The sequence below is a fragment of the Burkholderia sp. FERM BP-3421 genome, assembly GCF_028657905.1.
Taxonomy (GTDB): domain Bacteria; phylum Pseudomonadota; class Gammaproteobacteria; order Burkholderiales; family Burkholderiaceae; genus Burkholderia.
In genome coordinates, this window is the sequence record NZ_CP117782.1 from 342,927 (window position 1) to 365,726 (window position 22,800).

At 62.8% G+C, this 22,800-nt stretch carries 18 protein-coding genes and 1 pseudogene; 8 read left to right on the forward strand and 11 right to left on the reverse strand.

Annotated elements, in window-relative coordinates; all coding sequences use genetic code 11:
• The first annotated feature begins 124 nt into the window (after positions 1-124).
• Positions 125-526 (forward strand): hypothetical protein, encoded by a 402-nt coding sequence (locus Bsp3421_RS17815; RefSeq protein WP_274002054.1) that lies wholly within the window; start codon positions 125-127, stop codon positions 524-526.
• Positions 527-588: 62 nt separating this feature from the next.
• Here Bsp3421_RS17815 and Bsp3421_RS17820 read toward each other — a convergent pair whose 3' ends face one another.
• The 6 genes from Bsp3421_RS17820 to Bsp3421_RS17840 form a co-directional block, all read right to left on the reverse strand.
• Positions 589-846: a PAAR domain-containing protein gene (locus tag Bsp3421_RS17820; protein WP_274002055.1), complete on the reverse strand. Its 258-nt coding sequence runs from the start codon at positions 844-846 to the stop codon at positions 589-591.
• A 260-nt stretch (positions 847-1,106) separates the two neighbouring features.
• A complete protein-coding gene (locus Bsp3421_RS34445) occupies positions 1,107-1,658 on the reverse strand; it encodes a DUF6708 domain-containing protein (RefSeq protein ID WP_443111562.1) in 552 nt (183 codons plus the stop codon).
• 197 nt (positions 1,659-1,855) lie between these two features.
• Positions 1,856-2,803, reverse strand: coding sequence for a DUF6708 domain-containing protein (locus tag Bsp3421_RS17825; protein WP_274002057.1), 948 nt, complete (start codon positions 2,801-2,803; stop codon positions 1,856-1,858).
• Complete coding sequence (locus tag Bsp3421_RS17830) at positions 2,793-5,477, reverse strand: toxin VasX (RefSeq protein WP_337995306.1); 2,685 nt, start codon at positions 5,475-5,477, stop codon at positions 2,793-2,795. Before Bsp3421_RS17830 ends, Bsp3421_RS17825 begins: the two co-directional genes overlap by 11 nt.
• Positions 5,478-5,594: 117 nt before the next feature.
• Positions 5,595-6,689 carry an IS5 family transposase gene (locus Bsp3421_RS17835; protein WP_077268099.1) on the reverse strand — a complete coding sequence of 365 codons (1,095 nt, stop codon included), beginning with the start codon at positions 6,687-6,689 and terminating at the stop codon, positions 5,595-5,597.
• Positions 6,690-6,994: 305 nt separating this feature from the next.
• Positions 6,995-7,201, reverse strand: a complete 207-nt coding sequence (locus Bsp3421_RS17840; RefSeq protein WP_274002063.1) for a hypothetical protein — start codon at positions 7,199-7,201, stop codon at positions 6,995-6,997.
• Positions 7,202-7,259: 58 nt separating this feature from the next.
• Between Bsp3421_RS17840 and Bsp3421_RS17845 the strand changes: the two genes are divergently transcribed.
• The 3 genes from Bsp3421_RS17845 to tssM are packed head-to-tail and all read left to right on the forward strand — an operon-like array spanning position 7,260 to position 12,917.
• Entirely contained in the window at positions 7,260-7,715 is a 456-nt protein-coding gene (locus Bsp3421_RS17845) for a type VI secretion system-associated protein TagO (RefSeq protein WP_337995323.1), read from the forward strand.
• Positions 7,712-9,142 (forward strand): type VI secretion system protein TssA, encoded by a 1,431-nt coding sequence (tssA, locus tag Bsp3421_RS17850; RefSeq protein ID WP_274004256.1) that lies wholly within the window; start codon positions 7,712-7,714, stop codon positions 9,140-9,142. Before Bsp3421_RS17845 ends, tssA begins: the two co-directional genes overlap by 4 nt.
• Positions 9,143-9,152: 10 nt before the next feature.
• Positions 9,153-12,917 (forward strand): type VI secretion system membrane subunit TssM, encoded by a 3,765-nt coding sequence (gene tssM / locus Bsp3421_RS17855; RefSeq protein ID WP_274002066.1) that lies wholly within the window; start codon positions 9,153-9,155, stop codon positions 12,915-12,917.
• A gap of 283 nt (positions 12,918-13,200) precedes the next feature.
• On the opposite strand, the gene Bsp3421_RS17860 is transcribed toward tssM, so the two are convergent.
• From Bsp3421_RS17860 to Bsp3421_RS17880, 5 genes and pseudogenes are all read right to left on the reverse strand, one after another.
• Entirely contained in the window at positions 13,201-13,398 is a 198-nt protein-coding gene (locus Bsp3421_RS17860; protein ID WP_274002067.1) for a hypothetical protein, read from the reverse strand.
• A complete protein-coding gene (gene vasI, locus Bsp3421_RS17865; protein ID WP_274002068.1) occupies positions 13,386-14,090 on the reverse strand; it encodes a type VI secretion system-associated protein VasI in 705 nt (234 codons plus the stop codon). Before vasI ends, Bsp3421_RS17860 begins: the two co-directional genes overlap by 13 nt.
• Entirely contained in the window at positions 14,087-14,857 is a 771-nt protein-coding gene (locus Bsp3421_RS17870) for a sigma 54-interacting transcriptional regulator (protein WP_274002071.1), read from the reverse strand. Before Bsp3421_RS17870 ends, vasI begins: the two co-directional genes overlap by 4 nt.
• A 579-nt stretch (positions 14,858-15,436) precedes the next feature.
• Positions 15,437-16,277 (reverse strand): annotated as a pseudogene (locus Bsp3421_RS17875) (IS256 family transposase).
• Positions 16,278-16,488: 211 nt separating this feature from the next.
• On the reverse strand, positions 16,489-17,379 hold the full coding sequence (locus Bsp3421_RS17880) for a LysR family transcriptional regulator (protein ID WP_274002073.1): 891 nt from the start codon (positions 17,377-17,379) through the stop codon (positions 16,489-16,491).
• Between the two features lie 101 nt (positions 17,380-17,480).
• Between Bsp3421_RS17880 and Bsp3421_RS17885 the strand changes: the two genes are divergently transcribed.
• From Bsp3421_RS17885 to Bsp3421_RS17900, 4 genes are read left to right on the forward strand one after another with little or no spacing between them, the layout of a single operon-like run.
• Positions 17,481-19,034, forward strand: coding sequence for an AMP-binding protein (locus Bsp3421_RS17885; protein WP_274002074.1), 1,554 nt, complete (start codon positions 17,481-17,483; stop codon positions 19,032-19,034).
• A gap of 11 nt (positions 19,035-19,045) precedes the next feature.
• Complete coding sequence (locus tag Bsp3421_RS17890; protein WP_274002075.1) at positions 19,046-20,233, forward strand: acyl-CoA dehydrogenase family protein; 1,188 nt, start codon at positions 19,046-19,048, stop codon at positions 20,231-20,233.
• Positions 20,230-21,375: a CaiB/BaiF CoA transferase family protein gene (locus Bsp3421_RS17895; protein ID WP_274002077.1), complete on the forward strand. Its 1,146-nt coding sequence runs from the start codon at positions 20,230-20,232 to the stop codon at positions 21,373-21,375. The genes Bsp3421_RS17890 and Bsp3421_RS17895 overlap by 4 nt, the downstream gene beginning before the upstream one ends.
• A 39-nt stretch (positions 21,376-21,414) precedes the next feature.
• Complete coding sequence (locus Bsp3421_RS17900) at positions 21,415-22,716, forward strand: MFS transporter (protein WP_274002078.1); 1,302 nt, start codon at positions 21,415-21,417, stop codon at positions 22,714-22,716.
• Positions 22,717-22,800 lie beyond the last annotated feature (84 nt).

A 22,800-nucleotide genomic window follows, 5' to 3' on the forward strand; every position in this document is an offset into this window, starting at 1 on the left:
TGCTGGGCGGTAGCGGGCGATATGTCGACCATCTGTTCCTGAATGAACCCAGGTACAGAGGAGTTGAACATGGCACTCTCCGCAACGGGCTTACCATTCAAGGCCTGAGCGCAGCAGCCACCATTTGGGCCACCGGCGCGTGGCGGGCTACGGTTTTCTGACCGAGGCCAGTACGGTCACCGGTTTGATCCTGGTGACGAACCTGCTGCTCCGCCAGCGCGCCAAGCTGGTCGACCGCCATGTACCTGAGGCCGAAGCCGAAGAGCGCTACTACAACATCGCACTGACCTGCGCGTCCTCGGATGAGGCGGTGATGCGGGCCGAATTGCTCAACGCCATCGGCGCGCACAATTTGCGACTGCGGGGAGTCGAAAGCCGGCAGCGCGATGGCGGACGTTCGGAAGTGCACACGATCGTCTACTCCACACAACAGGAAGATGAGCGGGTGGAAAAGCTGGTGGGCCGCTTGAGCCTGCTGCCGCAAACCTATTCCGCGAGCTGGACCTCTGATACGGGCAACACGTGAGTGGCCGCGCTCTGCTGAGCACCTGCGCAAAGCCACGGCGCACGCAGATGCTCAGCACTGTCTTACTCGACCAGCCAGTCCGCTTCACCTTCCACCAGTTTGCCGCCATGGCTGGTGCTGTCTCCCTCACGAGCCACCGGCTGGCCTTCCACGCTGGTGCCTGGCGAACCTGTCTGGATGACGGCACCGCAACTGATCCGATCACCAACGCGCGCGACGGCGCGGCCGTTGATCTCGGCACTGCTTGCGCCACTGACGACTGTACCGCTCCCGTGGATGGGGCAACTGTGTTTATGACCAACGAGGACGATTGGTTTCATTTCAAACTCCTTGGGTTTAGAACGGCATCAGCTTTTTCAAGTCATCACGAATCAATACGCTCCCCGTTGACACGAATCACCGGCTTGCGTTTTTCGTTGAAGCCGCACAACCGGTCTATCTCCTTGAGGAACTGCGTGGACGGCACGTTGTACTGAATGAAGGCTTCGACGCTGCCCGGGAACGCGTTGATCAGCAGCCAGCCCAGCCAGAGCGGGATGGTGATGGGGGGGCCTTGAACAGGCCGTAGGGCTTCGCCAACCTACGTCGAAGCCCCGCATACCAGTCTCGGTAAGGTTGCTGTCTCTTGCCAACGGCATCGTCGTGGCGGCACCTGCGCGGGTTTAGGCAGATTTTCAAGACCTCGTTCCATGAAAACTTGAAGATAGGACCAGAGGGACTTGGCTGACCGATCTCCGTCAAATAGACCGAGATTTCCGCAAGCCGCACAGATCTCGGTCGGCGGATCCATGCTGTGGTCCACGCCGATGAGATACAGCGGGTGCCGGCTTGCGTAGCCACTTGCAGACACAATGGGAACGTACCCTGCCACGGCTTCGAGGTGATTCCAGTCGAGTACGTGGAGACGCTTCTGCCGCGGGTATATGAAGTAGAGTTTTCGGGTGCCTCGATGAATGCGAATAAAGGCGCCGCGACTCCGATGAGCCCCGCTGGCTAAGTAAAAAATAAAGGCCATGCCAATCGATACTGGTAGCCCGGAGAGCATAACCAAGATTGTATCTGGCTCTATGCTTGCGGGGCCGAGGGCGAATATGCCCAATACAACTGCGAAGATGAAAACAACGACGGACATTCCAATGAGGCCGGCAGCTCCGCTTTGCGTGCAATTTGCATAAGTTTCAAGTTCGATACACCTATCGTTAATCCGTCGCACCCCATCGGGTTGAGGGGTTTCTTCCGTAGCCGATCTCGATACAGTGGCGTTCCACCAACGCGCAGGCTGTTTGGTAGACGCTTGATCAGATTGGCTGTCCTATCCACGGCAACACTTCATGGCTCAATGCGCTCCCCGTTCACGCGGATAACCGGCGTGCGCTTCTCGTCGAAACCGCATAGCCGGTCGATCTCCTTGGGAAACTGCGTGTACGGCACGTTGTACTGGATGAAGGCTTCGACGCTGTCCGGAAATGCGTTGATGAGCAGCCAGCCCAACCAGAGCGGAATGGTGATGGGGGCCTTGAGCAGGCCGTAGGGCTTTGCCAACCTACCTCGCAGCCCCGTATACCAGTCTCGGTAGGGTTGCTGCGTCTCTTGCCACCGGCTTCGTCGTGGCTGGAGCGGCGCGGGCTTGGGTAGGCCCTCAGGACCTCGCTCCATGAAGGCTTGCAGATAAGACCAGAGCGCCCTGGCTGACCGGTCACCATCGAACATACCGAGGTTGCCACAGGCCGCACAGATCTCGGCGGGCGGATCCATAGCGTAGTCGATGCCGATCAAATACAGTGGATGTCGGGAAGTATTAATGCTGCCGGTAAAGGTCGGGATATACCCAGCTAAGGCCTCGATGCTATCCCAGTCGAGTACGTGGAGGTGTGTCTGCCGGGGGTAAATGAAGTAAGCCTTTCGAGTTTCTCTATGGATGCGAATATAGCCTCCACGACTCCGATGGGCACCACTTGCGAAGTAAAAAAAGAGAACTATAGAAGGTAAAACCGGAGCAATAAGTGCGAAGGTTAGAAGTGTTTGTTCAGTTATCTTATCTCTATCCGCAACTGCCAATATCAGTAGCAGAGCGGATGCGGTCACGAGAATGGACATTCCAATATGACCAGCGATACTGCTCTGCGTAAAGTTAGCGTAGGTCTCAAGTTCGATACACTGTTTGCTGACCCGCCGCACTCCATCGGGTTGTGGCAATTCTCCAGAGGGGGGAGCTTTATATAGAGGCGTTCCACCGAGGCGTAGGCTTCTTGGAAGACGTTTAATTTCAGTTGTCATTTGGTGCTCCAACGGGTTCAAGCTTGGAAGAGTCAATCGGATCGGTAAACCATCCCCCCGATGTGAATACCAACGGTGTCGGCGCGTCAGGTTGCAACAATGCCAAACCGGGTTGTTGCTCCGGATCCGGAAAGTACAGATATTCCAAGTCCACCTTGGCATCCTCATGCATTTGAATCGACCAGCCACATTCCTTTCCAGTGCCACCTAACGGTGTAACCAAACACTCACGACGGTAGTCTATAGGGCTGCTTTCAGCGGAGTGGATAATGGGCCCATTGACTCGGGAAAGCTTGTTGCCGCGCAGACTGAAGGCTAACCTTGTTTGGAATTTATCTCCTGGCACATCGTTTGTTCCGGGGAGTTGGCAACTGATGCGAAGTGTACCCACTGAGTATCCGGGGGCTTTGTCCCACTCAGGCGTCAGGCGCGGGCGATAGTACAAACTATGTACAGCATCCAACTCCTCATGATTGTTGTAATGGCGGCTGTCAATCCCCCACGCGCTGTGCTTAAGCCATCTCTCCACAGGGCCATGTTTGGTCATGTCTGCCCCAAACGCAAACCCAATAACAAGTACGACGGCGATACCCGCAACAACGGCCCAGCCCCCCGGAGTCAGGCCAAGCACTATAGCGGCTGCTCCACCACCTGAAACAGTCAAGGCGGTGGCTGTGCCTCCTGCCCAGGTCGCAACCGTCAGCAGGCCGCCGGCCATGGCTGAGCTGACCAACATCCAACCTTGTTCTGGGTTACTTTCACCAAATGCAGCGGCCGCCCTAATTGCATCCGCAACTGCTGTGATGCCGACTCCCCCAGCACCGAAGATAGCTACCCCACGTTTGGCGGCAAGTATCTTCATGCTATTCGCTAAAGCGGTATTGCCACGCGCTTTAGCTGATATAACAGTGACGGCTGCGCTAGTTTCTATTCCAGCGCCAACAAGAGAGTAAAGGGCTCCAGCAACTGCCGCAGTATTTGCCGCCTTATTTTCCGTCGAATTCCACGCTTTTAGTGAATTATTCATTCCCTTAAGCGCAAGGAAGCCTCCTAATCCAGTGAAGAAGTGCCCTCCGGGGCCACGTATCCGATTCATCGCGTTAATGAACGGATTGCCTTCCATATGAATAGCCCGTGCCGGTGGCAGCGCAGGCCGCTCTGCCGGCGCGCGGTCAAGTTCGCGGTATGTGGTTTCACCAACCTTGACCCAGTCGTACACCAGAACACGAGTAAGTACATCGACCTGGTTGATTTTCGGCGGTGGCATTTTCCAGCCGCGCGAGCGCTCGGCACCGAGCGTTTGGTAACCTTGGAATTCATAGGCGGCACGCTGCAGATCCACCAAGCGGACATCATATACAACGATGGTTGCGTTGGCTCTGATCTCCATCACATGTCGCAGACGTCGTACCAGGACGTCTGCTTGCTTTGCTTCCGGTAGCACCTGCAACAATCCAATCAGCGCATTGGTGGCGGGAGCGATAACATGCTCTTCCATAAACTTGTCCATTACATCAAACATGTTTTTGGCAATATCGCCGGTGCTGGACTTCAACCGAGCCAACAGGATTTCGCTGCCATTGGCAAGTGCCAGCCAATAGGGGCTTTTGTCCGCAGGCTTGGCGATCAGGTCATCCATCACCTTGCCGCCCTCCTTGGTGTGAACCAAGCCGCCAATACACTGGAAGACTGCATTCTCATAGTCGCGTGCGTTGTGGATCACGGTAAGATCAAAACACCTCAGTGCTTTGCCCAACAGCTTCTCTTGGTCGATGAGTTGCACCCAGGCGATAGAATCGTTCACCGCTGTGGCAATGGTTTTCTCAAACTCTTTGATCTTCTTGGAGTAGGTCTCGGGAAACAATGTCGCGCCGGCATAGTTCACAAGATTGCGTTGCTTGGCTAGGGCTTTGGCCGAATCTGGGGAACTGGCCGCCTGCTTCTTCATGGCCTCAAAATAGTTGGTAATGAGAATCCCACTCTGCAACTTGTGTGCATTTTGCCCGGCATACTTGGTCTTGCTCGCGACCGCCTCCGTGACCAGATAGTGCAACTCACTTGCAATCCCGATCGGATCTTGCAACGTGACCGCCAGAGGCGTGATTTCCATGCGCGGTTGCAAAGCGATGTACATGTTGCCCAAGATGTTATTGCTGTTGGGCGCTCCTTCGGTAAAGCGGATTTCGCTCCATCCGTAGTGCATCGGTACGCCGTAAACGGCGGGCGCGAGCAGTTCGAGCGTTGAGCTGCCAAGCAGTGCTGCATTGAAAACGTGCTTTTGCCCGGCGCCTCCGGCAGGCATGCACTTGGTGGCCAATGTGTCGCGTAGACCGTCCTTATTGGTTTCGACCTGCCAGAGTGTGCGATGGGTAAGCAGCGTGTCACTTACCAACAGGTAGACGGTCTCTGCGGTTTTGCTCTCCGGAGCAAGTAGATAGGGTTTGGCACCGGCTGTATCGGGCCGGGTGTGCCGACCTGGTGTAGCATCTTTGTCATCAGACCGGTCCCACCAAATACGGGCAAATCGCACATCCTCGGTAACTTGATAGTGTTGTGTCCACATACGGTCATTCTCGAAATAGCAGAGGTAGACGTAGGTGCCTGGGCGCAGCACGCGCAAACCATAGGCCTTAGCAGGCTGTTGAAAAGCGCCTCGCTTTGGCGATCGGGGCACGGTTTAAAAGGGTTTCGTATGCGATTGGCCGCTGAGTTGCAGACGGATCGTGCCGGATGCGCCGCTGGAGAGCGGACCGGCCGGCGCGTTGCCACGCAACTGCTGCGCTCGGGCGGCTCATCGCGTGGCTCCTTGCGGCACCGCTGCCAGTATTCGGGCCATTCGAGTCAGGTTGCTCGCCAGCATCGTCAGCTTGAAGTGCTGGTCGACCCGCTTGATGCCGCGATACGCGGTCTGCCGAATCCTGCCGACGGTCTTGCCCCAGCCGAAGTGCTCTTCGATGCGCTTGCGAATCACTTGGCTGATGCCATAACCGGCGTGCCGCGACGTCCGTCCGTCGATCGCGCTGCCGCCTTGATGCGTGTCGTTGCGCGCGACGTGCGGCGTCACTTTGCGCGTTCGGCAATCCCGCACAAAGTCGCGCATGTCGTAACCCTTGTCGGCACCGAGCGTCTTGGCGTGACGACCCGGTACGCAATCGAGCAGGCGCAATGCACTCGCGCGTTCGCCGAAACCGTCCGCGTGACTGACCACTGCGCCCACCACCAAGCCCGAGCGGTTCTCCATCAGGATGTGCCCCTGATAACAAAGGATGGCTCCGCTTTGCCGCCCCTTTCGGAACAGGCGCGCATCCGGATCAGTGCTCGATTCATGCGTGTCGTTGCTGCGCCGCTTGCCCTTCCAGTCGGTGTCGACATTGCGGCCACCGCCGGCCGGTGGATCGTCCGAACCGTCCTTGGGCCGGAAGCTCTTGTGGCTGGCCCACGCCTGGATCAGCGTGCCATCAACCGAGAAGTGTTCTCTGGAGAGCAGCCCTTGCTTGTCGGCCAAGCTCATGACTTCGGTAAAGAACGCTTCGACCACTTCGTGCTCGAGCAGACGATCCCGGTTCTTGGAGAACACCGAGTGGTCCCAGACGGCGTCTTCGATCGCCAGTCCGACGAACCAGCGGAACAGCAGGTTGTAGCGCATCTGCTCCATCAGCATGCGCTCGCTGCGCACCGAGTACAGCACCTGCAGCAGCAACGCACGCAGCAGCTTCTCGGGGGGAATCGACGCACGGCCGCTGTCCGCATAAATCGTGCCGAACAATCCGTTAAGTCGCTTCAGCGCTTGATTGACCAGCAACCGAAGCGGTCGCAACGGATGATCGGCCGGCACGAAGTCTTCCAGCTTCACCGTCGTGAACAGCGGTTCTTGCATCTCGTCCATTCCGCGCATCGCTCTCGCCTGCTCAAGATCATGAACACGATATCTCTAACGCACCGCCCTCAGGGCCCGTTTACACCGTATCCAAATTCAACAGCCTGTTAGTACCTGTGAGAGCGGGATACCCCTCGGTACTCAGCGTGGGGAATATGCTTTTATCGAGGGCTCTATCCGCGATGCCATAGCGCATCGGGTAGACAGGAACACACCGCTCACACGGTAGTGGCGAGATTGCAGCGGCCAGTTGCTTCTCGTTGGGGCGGTTGGGGCCCAGGGCATTTTTATGGGGCGTCGTCATATGGGTTCCTTCAAGCTCTTGCGGTGGCGAGTGCCGTCAGCCGCGCTTCGGCGTCAAGCAACCGCTGTTTCCCTTGCACCTGTCTTTTTAAAAAGATGTCACGCAATGCAGCATCCTTGGCGAAGAACTCATGCGGGTACTGGAAGCGAAGTTCCACATAGTGGCGAACGTCGCGCTCAGCGGTTAGCGCTAGTTGATCACCTACGCCAGCCGCCAAGCCTCCAGCTCCGCAAATCGCGCCGCCTGCTGCTACCCGCGTCCCTGACATCGTCTCCCTGGTTCGACGCAATGAGTCGCGTCGCAAGAGCGAACAGACTGGAATGCTGCTTCTGCGCGTGGAGGATGCATTGCCGGGTCAATCCAAGGTGGTGATCTCCGCACCTGCGGTGGGTGGAGCTGAACCCAGGCCGTTACTGGCGATCAGTTGCCTGCAGAACATCTCGCGTCTGCAATTGCTGACTGCACAACCGCTCGACGTGAACCGCGTGAGTATTCGCATGCTGGTGGACGGCCGGCCGATTTCCACCAGCCGGCCCTGGCAGGTGCTGGAGGATGGCACGGTGACGGATGCCGGCCGCGGTCTGGTCGCCATCGAGCAACTCCGCCACCTGACCCGTCCCGCCCAGCAACTGCAACTGGAGAGCGACCATGCGCCCTTCGACGGGCTGTCGTTCGACGCCTCCGCGCTGCACGACCTGATGGGGCAACAACGCGAGGCTTGCCATTGGTGAACACTTTGCCTCCATTGGACCTCGACACTATCCTGTCTCCGATATCGCCGCAGCGTCCTGCCGGCGATTTCGACGAGGAAGACAACGCCTATCAGGGGATCGATACCGAGATGCTGAAGCTCGGTGGTCTGCAGGAGGCGACCATCGACTGGAGCTATGTGGACTCGGCGGCACGCCAGTATCTGCAAACCCAGTGCAAGCACCTGCGTATCGCCGCTCACCTGGCGGCCGCGCGCATGCGCGCGGGAGGCTGGCGCGGCTGGGCCGAGGCGGCGGGGGTACTCGCCGGCATGCTGACTCAGCACTGGGACAGTAGCTTTCCCAAGCCCGGTGCCTCGGGACTGACCGCCAAGCGGCGGCTGATGGACCAGCAGTTGGAGCGTCTGGGCGAAGCGCTGGCCAAGCTCGACGGCAAGGGATACGCTGAGGAGTACTACAAGGCGGGGCAACGGGCGCTGGACAAACTGCAAAGCATCGCAGCCGAAACCCGGCTCGATACCTCGGCCTTGAATCGGCTGGAAGGCCAGCTTCGGCAAAGAGCCGAAGCCAATCGGGCACCGGAGCTGGCCGAGGCGCAGCTCGACCTTGGCCCTCGCTCCACGGCAGTGACCGAGGCCTTTTTCACGCCCGTCGCCATGGAGCCAGGCAACGAGCGCGGGACGCGCCGCTCCCTGCTCAACGTGGCCGACATCATCAATCAACAAGATGCCTATGACCCGACGGGCTACCTGCTGCGCCGTTTTGCTCTGTGGGCGCACCTGAGCGTTGCCCCGTCGACCCGCAAGGACACCCAGCGGACCGAGTTGATGGCGGTTCCTGCCGAAACCGCTGAAGCCTACTGGGACTTGCTGAAGGCAAATACGGTCGATCCCGTCCTGCTGCAGCGGGTTGAGAAGAGCGTCACGTCTTCTCCTTACTGGCTTCGCGGCAGCTACCTCGCTGCCGGCATCGCCCGGCGCCTGGAAATGCCGAACGTGGCAGAGGCGATTCGCCTGGCGACCGAGCGATTTGTCTCGAGACTGCCAGCGCTGGTGAAGCTGCAGTTTGCCGACGGGCGACCCTTTGTCGACGGCGAAACGCAATCCTGGATCAGCGGCGCAGATAAAGGCTCCGCGAAGCTCGGCGCCGGGCAGGAGTACCCCGCATTACGCGACGAGCTACGCGAGACCCTGGAGACCTCCGGCGTAGAAGCCATGCTCAAGCGCCTTGAAACCACCCAGCAGGCGTCGGCCGACCCTCGTCATGGCTGCCATGTCATGACGATCGCCGCCGAGCTGCTCGGCGCGCGGGGGCTTGCCTGGCTCGCTGACGGCTTGTACGCCCGCGCGCATCAGATGATGCGGGACGCGTCTGCGCCAGAGTGGGAGCCGGCCCTCTTCGGTCTGCTTGAGCAGCATGTGCACCCAGCAATGGAACACAAGAACTAGGAGCTACCTCATGTTTAAGATATGGTCGAACCTGAAGTGCTATGGCCGGCCCGTCCTGGGTTGGGCCAAGCAAGGCATGCCGCTGGCGCTGCTGCTGGTTCTGATACTTGCCCTAGCGGGCATCTGGTGGCTGGGGCCTAAATGGACCTGGGGCGAGCATCAGCCTCTGGCCAGCCTCGCCGCGCGCGTGCTCGCCACTTTGGTACTCCTCGTGCTGCCCTTGTTGGTCTGGGCCATCCGGCTGCGCAAGCGCAACCGGACGCTGGAGGCCGAGCGCAGCCAGGGGCAGGAGCAACAGTTGGACCCCTGCCTACGCTACGTACAAGCCCAGGAGCGCGACCTGGACAGAAGCCTGGGCGTGCTCCAGGCCAACCTCAAGGGGCGCAACGCGCTGTATCAACTGCCCTGGTACTTGGTGCTGGGCCAGGAGAATGCGGGTAAGACCAGCTTCGTCAACCGCTCCAGCCAGAGCTTTCCACTCACCGGCGAAGTCAAGGCGGGTAGCCGGCGCCTGGAGGAAGACCCCGACAGGATCTACCGCATTGACTGGTGGATGGGCGACCAGGCCGTGCTCATCGACCCGCCGGGCGAACTGATCAGCCAGCCGCGGGTGCCGACCTATGTTGAATCGGATGCCTCCAGCGGCGACGACGAACAGCGGGCGTTCCGGCACGCCACGGCACAACCCTCTCTGCCGGAGGATTTGCACCCGCGCCTGTGGGACAGCTTTGTCGGCTGGCTGGGGCGCAACCGCAGCCGTCGCCCGCTCAACGGCGTGGTGCTGATCGTCAGCCTGGTCACCTTGCTCAACCAGCAACCCAGCGACCGAAAGGCGCTTGCCTCATTGCTGCGCGCCCGGATGACGGAACTCAGCCGTCAGCTCGGCACGCGACCGCCCCTGTACGTCGTCCTGAGCAAGTTCGATTTGCTCGAAGGATTCGAGCCGCTGTTTTCACGGCTGCCCAAGTCCGTGCGTGAAGACATCTTCGGCTTTACCTTCACCCTCGAGTCGCTGCAGCGCTACGACGCCTGGCGCGATGAGCTTGGCGCGCGCTACGACGAATTCCTCAAGCGCCTGAACGAGCAGGTGTTCGATGCCCTGGCCGACGTCAGCGAACTACCCCAGCGCGAAGCCCTCTATTCCCTGGTGCGGCAGTTGGCCGGCATGCGCCCGTTGCTGCTGGAATTCCTGACCGATATCCTGGGTAGCGATCGTTACATCACCCCGGCGCTGCCGCGCGGCGTGTTCCTGTCGTCGGTCTACCAGCAAGGCGTGCTGACCAATGCCTTTGTGGCATCCGCCTCGCAGAACTACGACATCCGGGAGCCCGTGCCGACCATGCACCCCAGCGGACGGGCTATGGTCTACTTCGCCCAGCAACTGTTCCAGCGGGTGATCTACCCCGAGTCCGGCCTGGCGGGCGACAACCCGCGCGTGCTGGCCGACAAGAAGCGCGCACTGGCCCTGCGCTTCGGCATTGCTTCACTGGGCAGCGTGGTCCTCATCGGTGGCTGGTACCACTACTATGCAGTGAACCGGGACAAGGCCCTGAACGTACTGGATCGCAGCCGCGCCTACAGTGCCCACGCCATCGACGGCAAGCTCGACCCAACCGGCCGCAACCTGCTGCAGCCGCTGGATCAGATCAGTAGTGCGGTGGCGGTTTACGGCGATTACCGCGAAGCCTGGCCGGTGGTAGCGGACCTGGGTCTATACCAGGGCCGGCAGATTGGCCCGAAGGTCGACCAGGCCTATCTCACCTTGCTGTCGCAACGCTTCCTGCCGGCGCTGGCCAGTGGTGTAATGGAGCACCTCGACGGGACTGCCGTGGATAGCGACGCGCAATTGGCCGCGCTGCGTGTCTACCGCATGATCGAAGATCGGCCCAATCGCCGGCCACCGGTGGTCGAGCGCTGGATGGGCGAACAATGGGCGCAGGCCTTCCCCGGCGAAGATCAGGTGCAGCGCGCGCTCATGCGCCACCTCGACTACGCCATGAAGTACGCCGATGCCCGGTTGCCCCAGTACCAGCAACGCGTGTCCGCGGTGCAGCGCGACCTGCGACAAATCCCGCTGCCACAGCGCGTGTACATGACCATGCGGCGCCAGGCGTGGGAGTCCCTGCGGGCGCCGCTGGACCTGCGCAACGAGATCGGCCCGGCCTTCGACGTGGTCTACCAGCCGAACAGCACCGGTAAAAATGAAACGGGGAAGCCAGCCGCCGATGGCCGTATCGACGCGCTTCTGACGGCCAAGGGCTACCGCAGCTATTTCGCGCCGCACAGCCAGGACCTGACCGAACTGGCGATGATCGATCAGTGGGCCTTGGGCGAGCGGCGCAACATCGACTACTCAGAGGCCGACAAGCGCGCGCTGGCCGAGCGTATCCGGGCCATCTACAGCCGCGACTACATCGATTCCTGGCAGAGCAACCTCAACCAGCTCGAGGTGCGTGACTTCCAGGACCTTGCCGAGGCGGTCAACGTGCTGGGCAGCGTGACCAGTCCGGCGGCGCCGTTGCGCCGGTTGGTGGAAACCGTGCGTGACAACAGCGAGCTGAGCACCAAACCCGGGCCGCTCTCGGCTGCCGCAGTCCCTGCCAAGGACGCCGCAGCTGGGCCAGCCACCGCCGCGCTGGAGAAGACGGCCGGCGATACGGAGGCCGGGCCGATCCTCAGCGTCGCCCGCGCGTTCGCGCCGATGAGCCAACTGCTGGAGGCCAAGGGCGATCGCCCGTCGTACCTCGACGAAACCATGCTCGCTATCGGCAACGTGCAGGACAAGGTGCGCACCGTGCACGACAGCCCGGACCGCGGCAAGACTGCTCTCAGCGTGGTGCTCGAACGCTTCGGCCTGAAGGGGCCGGATCCGATCAGCAACCTGCAGCGGATCGCCGCCGGGCTGCCTGAGCCATTGAACCAGCAAGTGCGCAAACTGGCCGACGAATCCTCCCGGGTGATCCTGGTGGAAGCGCTGCGCGAGCTCGAGCGCCGCTGGGACACCGACGTCTATCGCTTCTACCGCGAGCGCCTGGCCAACCGCTACCCGTTTAACCCCGCCAGCCGCGAGGAAGTGGCGCTGGACGACTTCACCGCGTTCTTCGGCCCCCAGGGGCGCCTGCAGCAGTTCCGTGAGAAGTACCTCAACCTGTTCATAGAGGACAACCTGGAGGCTCTGTACTCCGAGCGCCTGGGCGGCTACCTGGTGCGTACCGACGTGCTGACCCAGCTCGAAGCGGCCGAGAGGATCCGCGACGCCTTTTTCAACAGCCGTGGCACGCTCGGCGTGCAGTTCTACGTCGAACCGCTGGGCATGGCACCCAACAAGCGCAGCAGTTCCCTCAGCGTGGAAGGGCAATTGGTCACCTACAACCATGGACCCACCACCAGCACGGCGCTGATCTGGCCGAACACCCTGGCGCCCAGCAACGAAAGCCGCATGGCCCTGGTCCACGCCGGCGGTAGCAGCAGCGGCCTGGTGTACCGCGGCCCCTGGTCGCTGTACCGCCTGCTGAGCCAGGCCAGGCTGAACGGCGCCACCAGCACCAGCGTCGATCTCAGTTTCGCCGCGCCGGATGGCGGCATGCGCTACCGCATCAGTACCGAGAAGGCCAACAACCCCTTCACCCAGTCGCTGTTCAAGGGCTTCGCCTTGCCGCAGACGCTGTTGCAGGATGGCGTACAGGGCAATGCCACAGGCAAACGCGCTGCCGCTCCAGGTCGCGCTCCGATGGAACTGGCACAGCGCACTCCGCTGCCGAGGGGCCTTCCCTGAAAGCAGGTGGAGCGATGTGCGAGCCGGAGGCGGGTAGAGCCCCTGGCTTCCACCCGCCAAGGGCGAGTGGGCAGCCCCAGCCAAAAAAGGATGAGCCAGCACCGCGACCAGTTTGCGTTTGCTCAGGTATCCACGCGGGCCGGGCTTGGGTTCCGCTGTCTCCCGGTACCGCACGACGAATCCCGCCAGCAGCGCGGTTGCCTCGCTCCAGTTGCGCCAATTACGTGCGTGAGTCGGGCAGTCATCAGGTGCCCGACCACGCGCAAATGCTTGCACTGCGAGGTCAGGTACTGACGGACGCTTCGTCCACGTATGCCCGATCAATACTCGCAGACTGCAGGCCGCCGAGTTTGACCATTTCATGTTCGATGTCTTGGAACGTCTCGTCTTCTTCATCGAAGATGCCGCTCGGCTGCTTGGGATCTATATCCACCAGCAACCGCTCGAGATCCAGAGGGGGCAGGTTGATCACCAGTGACATGCCTCGCGCTGCTGTTTCATCAAGGTGTGCAGGTATGTCGCATCGAACTGCAGCCCCGATACCGGCGCATAGTCGCTTTCCACCTGCAAGCGAGCGCCTGCGCCTACCAGATGGCGCAGTTGCTCAATGGCGACCAGGCCACGCCCCGCGTCGACCACCGTGCCGTCTGCAAGCACTTGCCATGAGACAGGCGGCGAGATAGGCCTGCCGTCCACCAGCAGGCGGATGTTCATTCGATTGGGATCAACAGGATGCTGGGTTAGCAACTGCAGCCGAGAGATGTTCGACAGGCAACTGATCGCCAGGACAGGCGGGGCTGCCGAGCCGTCCATGGCCGGAGCGGAAATCACCACGTTCCACCGCTCGGTGATCGGCTCCTCCTCGCGAGACAGGCGAAATCCGGTTTCTCCTGCCTGGCGGCTGGACTCATTGAGACGGACCAGGCCGACAATCTCCGGCACGCGTACAAACGCGTTGCTACTGTCGGACGGTGCTACCGCTGCCGGGGTGGGAGACGTCGGTGCCGGCGGCGTTCCGGCGGCGGTGTCGAAGCAGGCCAAGCGCTCGATATCCGAAACGACGCCGATGCAGGCTTTTTCGCGTAGGTTCGCCGCTGCGGCGTCGGCCTGTTTGCCGGCGTCGCAACCGGCGACAAGTACCGCGAAGGCCAGAGCCAAGCTGAGTGATTTCATGGGGTTGAGTCCTCCTTGTCCGGATTCCATTTCAGGTATTTGCGTGCCAAGGTGCGTTTGGGAATGCCCAGACTCTGCGCTGCAGCCGAGCGTGATCCGTTGGCCTGTTGCAGGCGTGCTTCGATCAGGCGGCTTTCGAAGGCGACCAGCGCTTCCGGCAGATCGTTGGTTAGCCAGAGGTCAGCCCGAGGCGATGCGGATTCCGTGGGGATGCCGGCTCGCATCGGAATCGGTTGGAGTCCCCGGATAGCGTCCGGAGAAATCGCCTGGCCTGCCTGGGTACTCTCGGCGGCCACCATCACCAGGCTGCGCAGCTCGCGCACATTGCCGGGAAACGAATGTGCCTCCAGCAGTCGCAGCGCTCGCGCGCTGAATCCGGGGATGTGTACCTGGCACTCGCGGTTGTATTGCAGCAACGTGTGTTCGGCCAGAACGGCGATGTCTTCCGGGCGCTCCCGTAGCGCTGGTACATGCAGGATCAACTGGTGGATGCGGAAACACCGGTCTTTCCTGAATCGACCTTCCGCGATGCGCAGTGGCCGCGGCTGGTGCGTGGCGCAGATCAGGCGGAAATCGGAGTGGCGTTCCTGATTGGCGCCCGCCGGGCGGTACTTCTTTTCATTGAGCACGCGCAACAGCCGGCCTTGAAGTTCGAGTGGCATGTCGCCAATCTCGTCCAGAAACAACGTGCCGCCAGCTTCTTCCAGGGCTTGCGGGGAAGAGGTATTCAGCCGGTCGAAGACGGCGGAAAGTTCAATTCGGATCATGAGAGTGAACTCATCAATGGAAAGCGAGAAGACTGGAAGAGAACATTTGCGAAGGCGAGTGCCATCGAGTCAAGTAACGGTTAACCGATACTAGTAAGACGAGGAGGGTAATTGGATTAATAAGGAAACATATATGGAGCACGCTGTAAATCAGACGCATTCGGTTTTAATGTGAATTTATGTGATTCGAAAAATGCATGTCTCTATTGCCAAATATTTAGTACTTCTCCAATAGGCAGGTTTTTGAGGAGGACGTTAACTCACTATCGAAAAGCCGATTCTCTCGGTGCGATATTTCGCAACGTTCCGGTTCCGGTAAAGGATATGCCTCAGCAAAGGCATTGCAGGGCCACGGAGTTCTTTTCGGCGCTTTCCTCAGCTACTGCAGGACAGTTCTGGCTAGCGCTCACTCCTCTTGCCAAGTTATTTATTCCATACCTGAGACGGCTCCCCGTTTTCAGTAGCACTCAGCTTTGGAGTCCGGGGTTAATTAGCTGCTTCTGCCGCCAGTTGGCGGGCGCAGGTTGCGGGCGTCGGACCGGCGGTGCCAGAATTTCCGTGTTCAAGGCGGGTTGAGAATCATAGGGCAGGTCGAACGAATCGATCAGCGTAGAGGATAGCGAATGGGTTCATCGCCGCCTTCCAATCTTTGGCTGAGCGTCCCCACTCAGCGGTGATATTGCGCAGCGCCAGCCAGATGAGCTTCGTTGCTGCGTCATCGGTCGGGAAGCGCCCGCGCGTCTTGAATCCGGAACTTGGCACCTTCGGTGTTTTCGAGCCATAGGCCGAGGATGTCGCGCGACCCATCGGGCAGCACACCCAGCGCCAGATAGACGGCCTGGTTACGAACCACGGCGTCTTCACGGATCTTGACCCGCAGCGCATCGAAGAACACGACGGGATACATCGGCTCAAGCGGCCGGGACTGCCAGGCCGTGACCTCAGCCATCACTTCGTCGGTCCACGGAGCTGATGAAGTCGGGCGAGACCTCAGTGCCGTGCTGTTCAAGCAGGAAAGCCCTGGATCTCGCGCACCGTCATGCCCCGGGCATACATGGCGACGATCCTGTCATCGAACCCGGTGAAGCGCCGTTCGTGTTTGGGAATCAGCAGCGGTTCGAAGCTGCCGTCGCGGTCACGCGGCACCTCAATGCGAATCGGGCCGTCTTCGGTCAGAACCGTCTTGGCGCCTTTGCCATTGCGCTGATTCGCGGCGTTGGCCGGTTTGGCAGCACCGGACGGATAGCCGAGATGGTGATTCATCTCTCCGCCCGGTGCTCGTTCGATCAGCGCCTTCTTGAGCGCCAATGTCGCAGCATTGATGGCGTCAGCCGCCATCGAGGCCGTTACCAAACTGCTCCGGCAGTTCGGCGGGAATCGCCGGCAGGTCCGCCGGCTGGGCTTTCGGTTTGCGTGGCATAAACGCTCCTGAGTCGCGTCATGTTATGCCTTGAACACGAAATCTCTGACAGTCCCCCCTTGGCATTGACATTCCCACTTCCCCCAAGAAGCCCGAAGCCGACGTGACGTCGCGTGTGAACAGGTCGTCCGCGGTATCGCTCATCGTGCTCCCCGGCTGACCCGGTCGGGATCACGATGAAAATCGTCGCCTCGACGAGATCCACTCGCCGCTATTCCACATGCGCCTGCAGCAGGACGACAAGCCGCTGCGCGAGTGGCGGCATATACGCGCCGGCCCGATGCATCGTGGCGATGCGCCGGCGCAACTCGAGTTCGCCGGCGCGCACGTCGAGCGCGCGCAATCCCGACAACTGATCCAGTGCCTCGGTGCCGCTCACGCACAGCAGCGGCGTGCCGCGCAGTAACAGCAGCAGCGACGTGCTGCCGAAATCCATCTCGACACGCAGGCGTGGGCCTGGCAGGCCGCGCATGCGAAACGCGTCGTCGATCTGGCGTCGTACGGGTAGCGTCGACTCGGGCAGCAGCCACTCCTGGTCCGCGAGGTCGGCGAGCGTGAGATCGCGTTTGCGCTGCAGCGGATGCGCTTCGTCGGCGAGTACCGACAGGCGATCGCGGAACAGTTCGAGGATGGCGAGCGCCGGATCCGGTTGCGCGGGAGCGGGCGCGACGACGAGGTCGAGTTCGCCCGCGGCCAGGAGATCGAGCAGGTCGCGCGCGAGCCGGCAGCGCAGCCGCAGCCTGGCCGCCGGCCGCTCGCGGATCAGTTGCCGGCATGCGCCAAGGACGAGCGCGCTCGGCACGGTCGGCGAGTAACCGATCCGCACGATGCCCCGCTCGCCGCTGCTGATCGCGCGCATTTCCTGCATGGCGTCGTCGAATTCGAGCGTGATCCGCTGCGCCCGCGCGACGAAGCGCGCGCCGGCCGGCGTCGGCGTCATGCCGTTCGCGTTGCGCTCGAACAGCGTGACGCCGACCTGCGCCTCCAGCCGTTGCATCGCCTTGGTCAACGCCGGCTGCGACAAGCCCAAGGCATCGGCGGCCTTGCCGATGCTGCCGTGCCGCTCGACGGCCAGCAGGTACTCCAGATCTCGCGTATCCATCGGGGGGTTCCCATTGGTTATGACTTTATAGCTGGCGATGCATTGTGGTGATGCATGGGCATCTTACAGACTGGCGGCATTGTTCGACCAGGAGAATTCGCTTGAGCTTTACCTACTTCCTGCGGCGCGCCGCCCGTTTCTGGGGCGATCAAACCGCCGTGCTCCATCGCGATCGCGCCCTGACGTATCACCAACTCGACGCGCGCTCGACGCGGCTGGCGAACGCACTGCGCGGGCTCGGCTTCACACCGGGCGCGCGGATCGCCGTTCAGGCGCGCAACTGCATCGAACTCGTCGAGATCGAATGCGCGCTGTACAAGGCCGGCCTCGTGAAAGCCGCGCTGAACCCGCGTTTCACCGCGGCCGAGGCGGCCGACGTCGTCGGCAACTGCACGCCCGTCGCATTCATCGGCGGGCGCGGCTATACGCACTACACCCCTGACTCGCCAGGCTTCGTGACGGTGGAACGGTTCGTGTCGCTGGACGGGCGGACCGATGGCTATCTCGACTACGAGGCGCTGATCGCGCAGGGCAGCGACGCGGTGCCTGATTACGCGCCGACGCCCACCGACCTCGCGGTCCTGCATTTCTCGTCGGGTTCCACGGGGCGCATCAAGGCCGCGATGCAGAGCTACGGCAATCGGCTCGCGTCGCTGCGCAAGATCGTGCTCGGCATGGATCGGCTCGCGCAACCCGGCGACCGGCTCGCGCTGATCGGGCCGATCACGCATGCATCGGGGATGCTGATGCAGCCCTATCTGTTTTGCGGCGCGACGCTCGTGCTGTTCGACACGTTCGAGCCCGCGCATTTCCTCGCCGAAGTGGCGCGGCAGCGCATCACGCATGCATTCATGGTGCCGGCGATGATCAACATGCTGCTGAACGAGCCCGACCTCGCGGGCGCGGATCTGCGCAGCCTGAAGGTGCTGGGTTACGGCGCGGCGCCGATGGCGCCCGCGCGCATCGAGGAAGCGTGGGCGCGTATCGGCCCGGTGCTGTCGCAAGGCTACGGCGCGAGTGAATCGACGTCGGGCGTCACCCGTTTCGGCATTGCCGATCACGCGCAGGCGATGACCTCCAACCGCGAACGGCTCGCCTCGTGCGGGCGGCCGCTGGGAGAGACCGAGGTGCGCGTCGTCGACGCGAGCGGGCAGGAGGTCGACGGGGATGCCATCGGCGAGGTCGTGATCCGCGGCGCGGACGTGTTCCAGGGCTACTGGAACGCGCCGGAACTGACGCGCGAGGTGCTGATCGACGGCTGGCTGCATACGGGCGATCTCGCGCGCACTGACCGCGAAGGTTTCATCTACCTCGTCGACCGCAAGAACGACATGATCATTTCGGGCGGCTTCAACGTCTATCCGACCGAAGTCGAGGCGGCGCTGTACCAGCATGCGGACGTGCTCGAAGCCTGCGTCGTCGGCGCGCCCGACGACAAATGGGGCGAAGCCGTGAAGGCCGTCGTCGTGCTGAAGTCCGGCCGCGATGCGCAGGCCGCCGATCTCGTCGCGCATTGCCGCGCGCTGCTCGCCGACTACAAGCTGCCGCGCGCCATCGATTTCGTCGCGGAATTGCCGAAGAACGCCAGCGGCAAGATCGCCCGCAAGCTCGTGCGCGAGCAGTACTGGCGCGGCGTCGCGCGTCGCGTCAACTGAAGGGGATCCCCATGTTCGATCATCTGACCCATCCCGACTTCGTGGCGCTGCGCGCCGACCTGCGCCGGTTCGTCGACGAGACATTGCGTCCGGTCGAGCGCGAGCTGGGACTCGACTCGGAAGACGTGTGGCCGCGCGACGTGCTGCGCAGCGTGTGGCGGCGTTCGGCCGAACGGGGCTTTTATACCGCGAGCCTGCCGGTCGCGCTTGGCGGCAGGGGGCTGTCGATCGTCGAGCAGTGCGCGTTGAAGGCGGACCTCGCGGCATCCGGGGCGGCGCTCGCGCCGCATGTGCTCGGCGAACTTGGCGGGCCGCCGCGCGTCGGCAACATGCTGAAGTATGCGACACCCGCGCAGCTCGAACGCTACTTCAAGCCGGTGATGCGCGGCGAGAAGTCGACCTGCTTCGCTCTGACCGAACCGCATTCGGGTTCCGATGCACTGAGCATCCGCACCCGTGCGGTCGAGGACGGTGACACGCTGGTGATCAATGGCGCGAAGCACTTCATCAGCGGTGCGCCGTTCGCGGACTTCGCGATCGTGATGTGCGTGACCGATCCGGACGCGGCGCCGCCGCAGATCACGGCGGTGCTCGTCGATCTCGACCTGCCGGGCGTGAGTGTCGAGCATGAATACGTGCCGATGTCGGGCCAGCATATCGACGCCGACATCCGCTTCGACGATGTGCGGGTGCCGCGCGAGAACGTGTTCGGCGGGATCGGCAACGGCTTCAAGCTCGGCATGTCGCGCATCAACGTGAACCGTTTGCTGCATTGCCCGACCATGCTCGGCCTGGCGATGTCGGCCTACCGGGCGTCACTCGACTACGCTCGCACGCGTCAGCAGTTTGGTGGGCCGATCGCGCGTTTCCAGGCGATCCAGCACATGCTCGCCGACATGGCCGCCGCGCTGTGGGCGTGCGAAAGCATGATCGCGCACACGGCCGCGCTGGCCGATGCCGGCGCGGACCTGCGGATGACGGCCGCCGCGTGCAAGCTGTACGTGTCGGAGCGGTGCTTCGAGGTGGCGGACAAGGCGGTGCAGATCCACGGCAACGTCGGCGTGACGCGAGGGCATCCGGTCGAGCAGACGTTTCGCAAGCTGCGGATGTTCAGGATACTGACCGGCACGAGCGAGATCCAGCGCAACACGATCGCGAAGGCGATTCTCGAACCCGTCGGCGCGGGGCGCGGCGCATGACGACGCCTGACGACGGGCGCGGCGCCTGGCCGGTCGGTGACAGCGACGCACCGGCGTGGTCATGCCTGCGCGGCGTGCGGATCGTCGATGCGGGCCAGCTGTTGCCCGGGCCGCATGCCTGCGCGCTGCTGCGCCAGCTCGGCGCCGACGTGATCAAGGTCGAGCCGCCGGGCGGCGACGCGCTGCGGTGCTTCGGCGACGACACGTTCGCGCAGTTCAACCGCGGCAAGCGTTCGATCGTGCTCGACCTGAAGACCTCCGACGGCCGCGCGCGATTTCTCGATCTCGTGCGCGACGCCGACGCCGTCGTCGAGGGGAACCGGCCCGGCGTGATGGCGCGGCTCGGGCTCGACTACGACGCACTGGCCCGGACGAATCCGCGCGTCGTGTTGTGCTCGATCACCGGATACGGGCAGGACGGTCCGTCCGCGAATCGTCCCGGTCACGATCTGAATTTTCTCGCCGACGCCGGTTACTGGTCGATTCCCGCGCAGCTGCACGACGCCGTCGCGCGTCCGCGCGTGCGCCTTGCCGACCATGCGGCCGCGCTGCATGCGGCGCTCGCGCTGGCGGTTGCCGTGATGAGCGCGCGCGCGAACGGCATCGGCCAGCATCTCGACGTGTCGATTCACGACGCGATCTTCGCGTGGACCGCGCCGGCCGCCTGGGCGTTGCGCACGGGGCGCGATACGCCGGACGACGCGCGCTGGGTGATGCCCGACAACGATGTGTTCGAGACCGCCGACGGGCGATACATCGTGCTCGCGACGCTGGAGGACAAGTTCTGGGCCGCGTTCGTCGATGCGCTCGGCGAGGCGTTCCCCGCGTTGCGCGATCCGCGCTTCGCGCGCCGCGCGGGGCGTCAGCGACACCGTCACGCGGTGGCGGACCTGCTGCGCGCGATATTCGCGAGCCGCACGCAGGCTGAATGGCGGCGCGCGCTGTGCGGGCTCGACCTGCCGGTTTCGCCGCTGCCCGACACCGACGCGCTGTTCGACGATCCCCATGTTCGCGCGCGCGGCGTCGTGCGCGAAATCGACGGCGACGGCGCATTGGCCGTGCGCTTCCCCGTGAAGTTCTCGCTGGGACTGCCGGACCGCGACGACCGCGTGCCGGGGCTGGAGGCGCACGACGACGCCTAGCGGCCGCGCGCGGCCGGATCTACCCATACGGAGACACGAATGACGACAGGCAATACGCAGTACCGCCCGGCGCGGGCATGGTCAATCGCAATCATGCTGGCGCTGATGATGCTGGTGAATTTCCTCGACAAGGTGGTGCTCGGGCTCGTATCGGTGCCGATGATGCGCGACCTGAATCTGACGCCCGCGCAGTTCGGCTTGATCGGCGGGAGCCTGAACTGGTTGTTCGCGATCTCCGCCGTCGTGGGGGGAATCGTCGCGAATCGGCGGCCCGCGAAGTGGCTGCTGTTCGGCATGGCGGCCGCGTGGTCGGCGCTGCAACTGCCGATGCTGGTCGCCGGGTCGATCTGGGTCGTGATCGTGTGCCGCGTGCTGCTCGGCGCGGGGGAGGGGCCCGCGTCGCCCGTTGCCACGCATGCGATCTACAAATGGTTTCCCGACACGCGCCGCAACCTGCCGGTCGCGCTGCTGCATCAGGGCAGCGCGCTCGGGCTCTTGATCGCGGGGCTGACGATTCCCGTCGTGACGACGCACTGGGGCTGGCGCGCGAATTTCGCGGTACTCGCGCTGCTCGGCGCGGCGTGGTGTGTCGCGTGGGCCGTGTATGGCGAGGAGGGCACGCTGACGCGCGCGCCGCGCGCCGCAAGCGCCGAGCGGATTCCGTACGGGCTGCTGCTGACTGATCGGACCGTGTACGGCAACTTCCTGGGGCACTTCGCGGCGAACTGGATTCTCGCGATGACGCTCACGTGGATGCCGGCCTACCTGCAACTTGGACTCGGTTTCCAGCCGCACGCGGCGGGCCGCCTGTTCGCGCTGTTCGTGGCGGTCACGTCGCCGTTGAGTCTTGGGTTGGCGTGGCTGTCGCAGGCGCTGCTCGCGCGGGGCGTGCCTTCGCGCTACGGGCGCGGCGTGTTTGTCGCGGCGGCGCTCGCGGTCGCGGGGCTGCTGCTCGCTTTGCTCGCGGTGCCGGGCATGCCGCGGGACGCGAAGTTGGCGCTGCTGACGCTCGGCAGCGGGATGACGCTGACGATGTACTCAATCGGCCCCGCGATGCTTGCCGAGGTGACGCCCGATGCGCAGCGCGGCGGCGTGCTCGCGATCAGCAATGCATTCGCGTCGCTCGCGGGGCTTGGCGCGCCCGTCGTGACCGGCTTGCTGATCGAGGCGAGCGGCGCGTCGACGGCGCGCGGATTCGAGCAGGCGTCGCTTGTGTGCGGCGGGGTGCTCGTGCTGTGCGGTCTGCTCGGCGCGCTGTGCCTCGACCCGCAGCGTTCGCTACGCCGCCTCGCGCAAGCACCGCGCGACGCGTCGGCGACGCTGGGGGCGTCGCGCGGCTGAGACGCGTCGTGCATGCGATTCGGATAACAAAGCCATCCTCGATGAAAGGAGGCGTGTGAAAAACGAAGGGGGCGTGAGATAAAA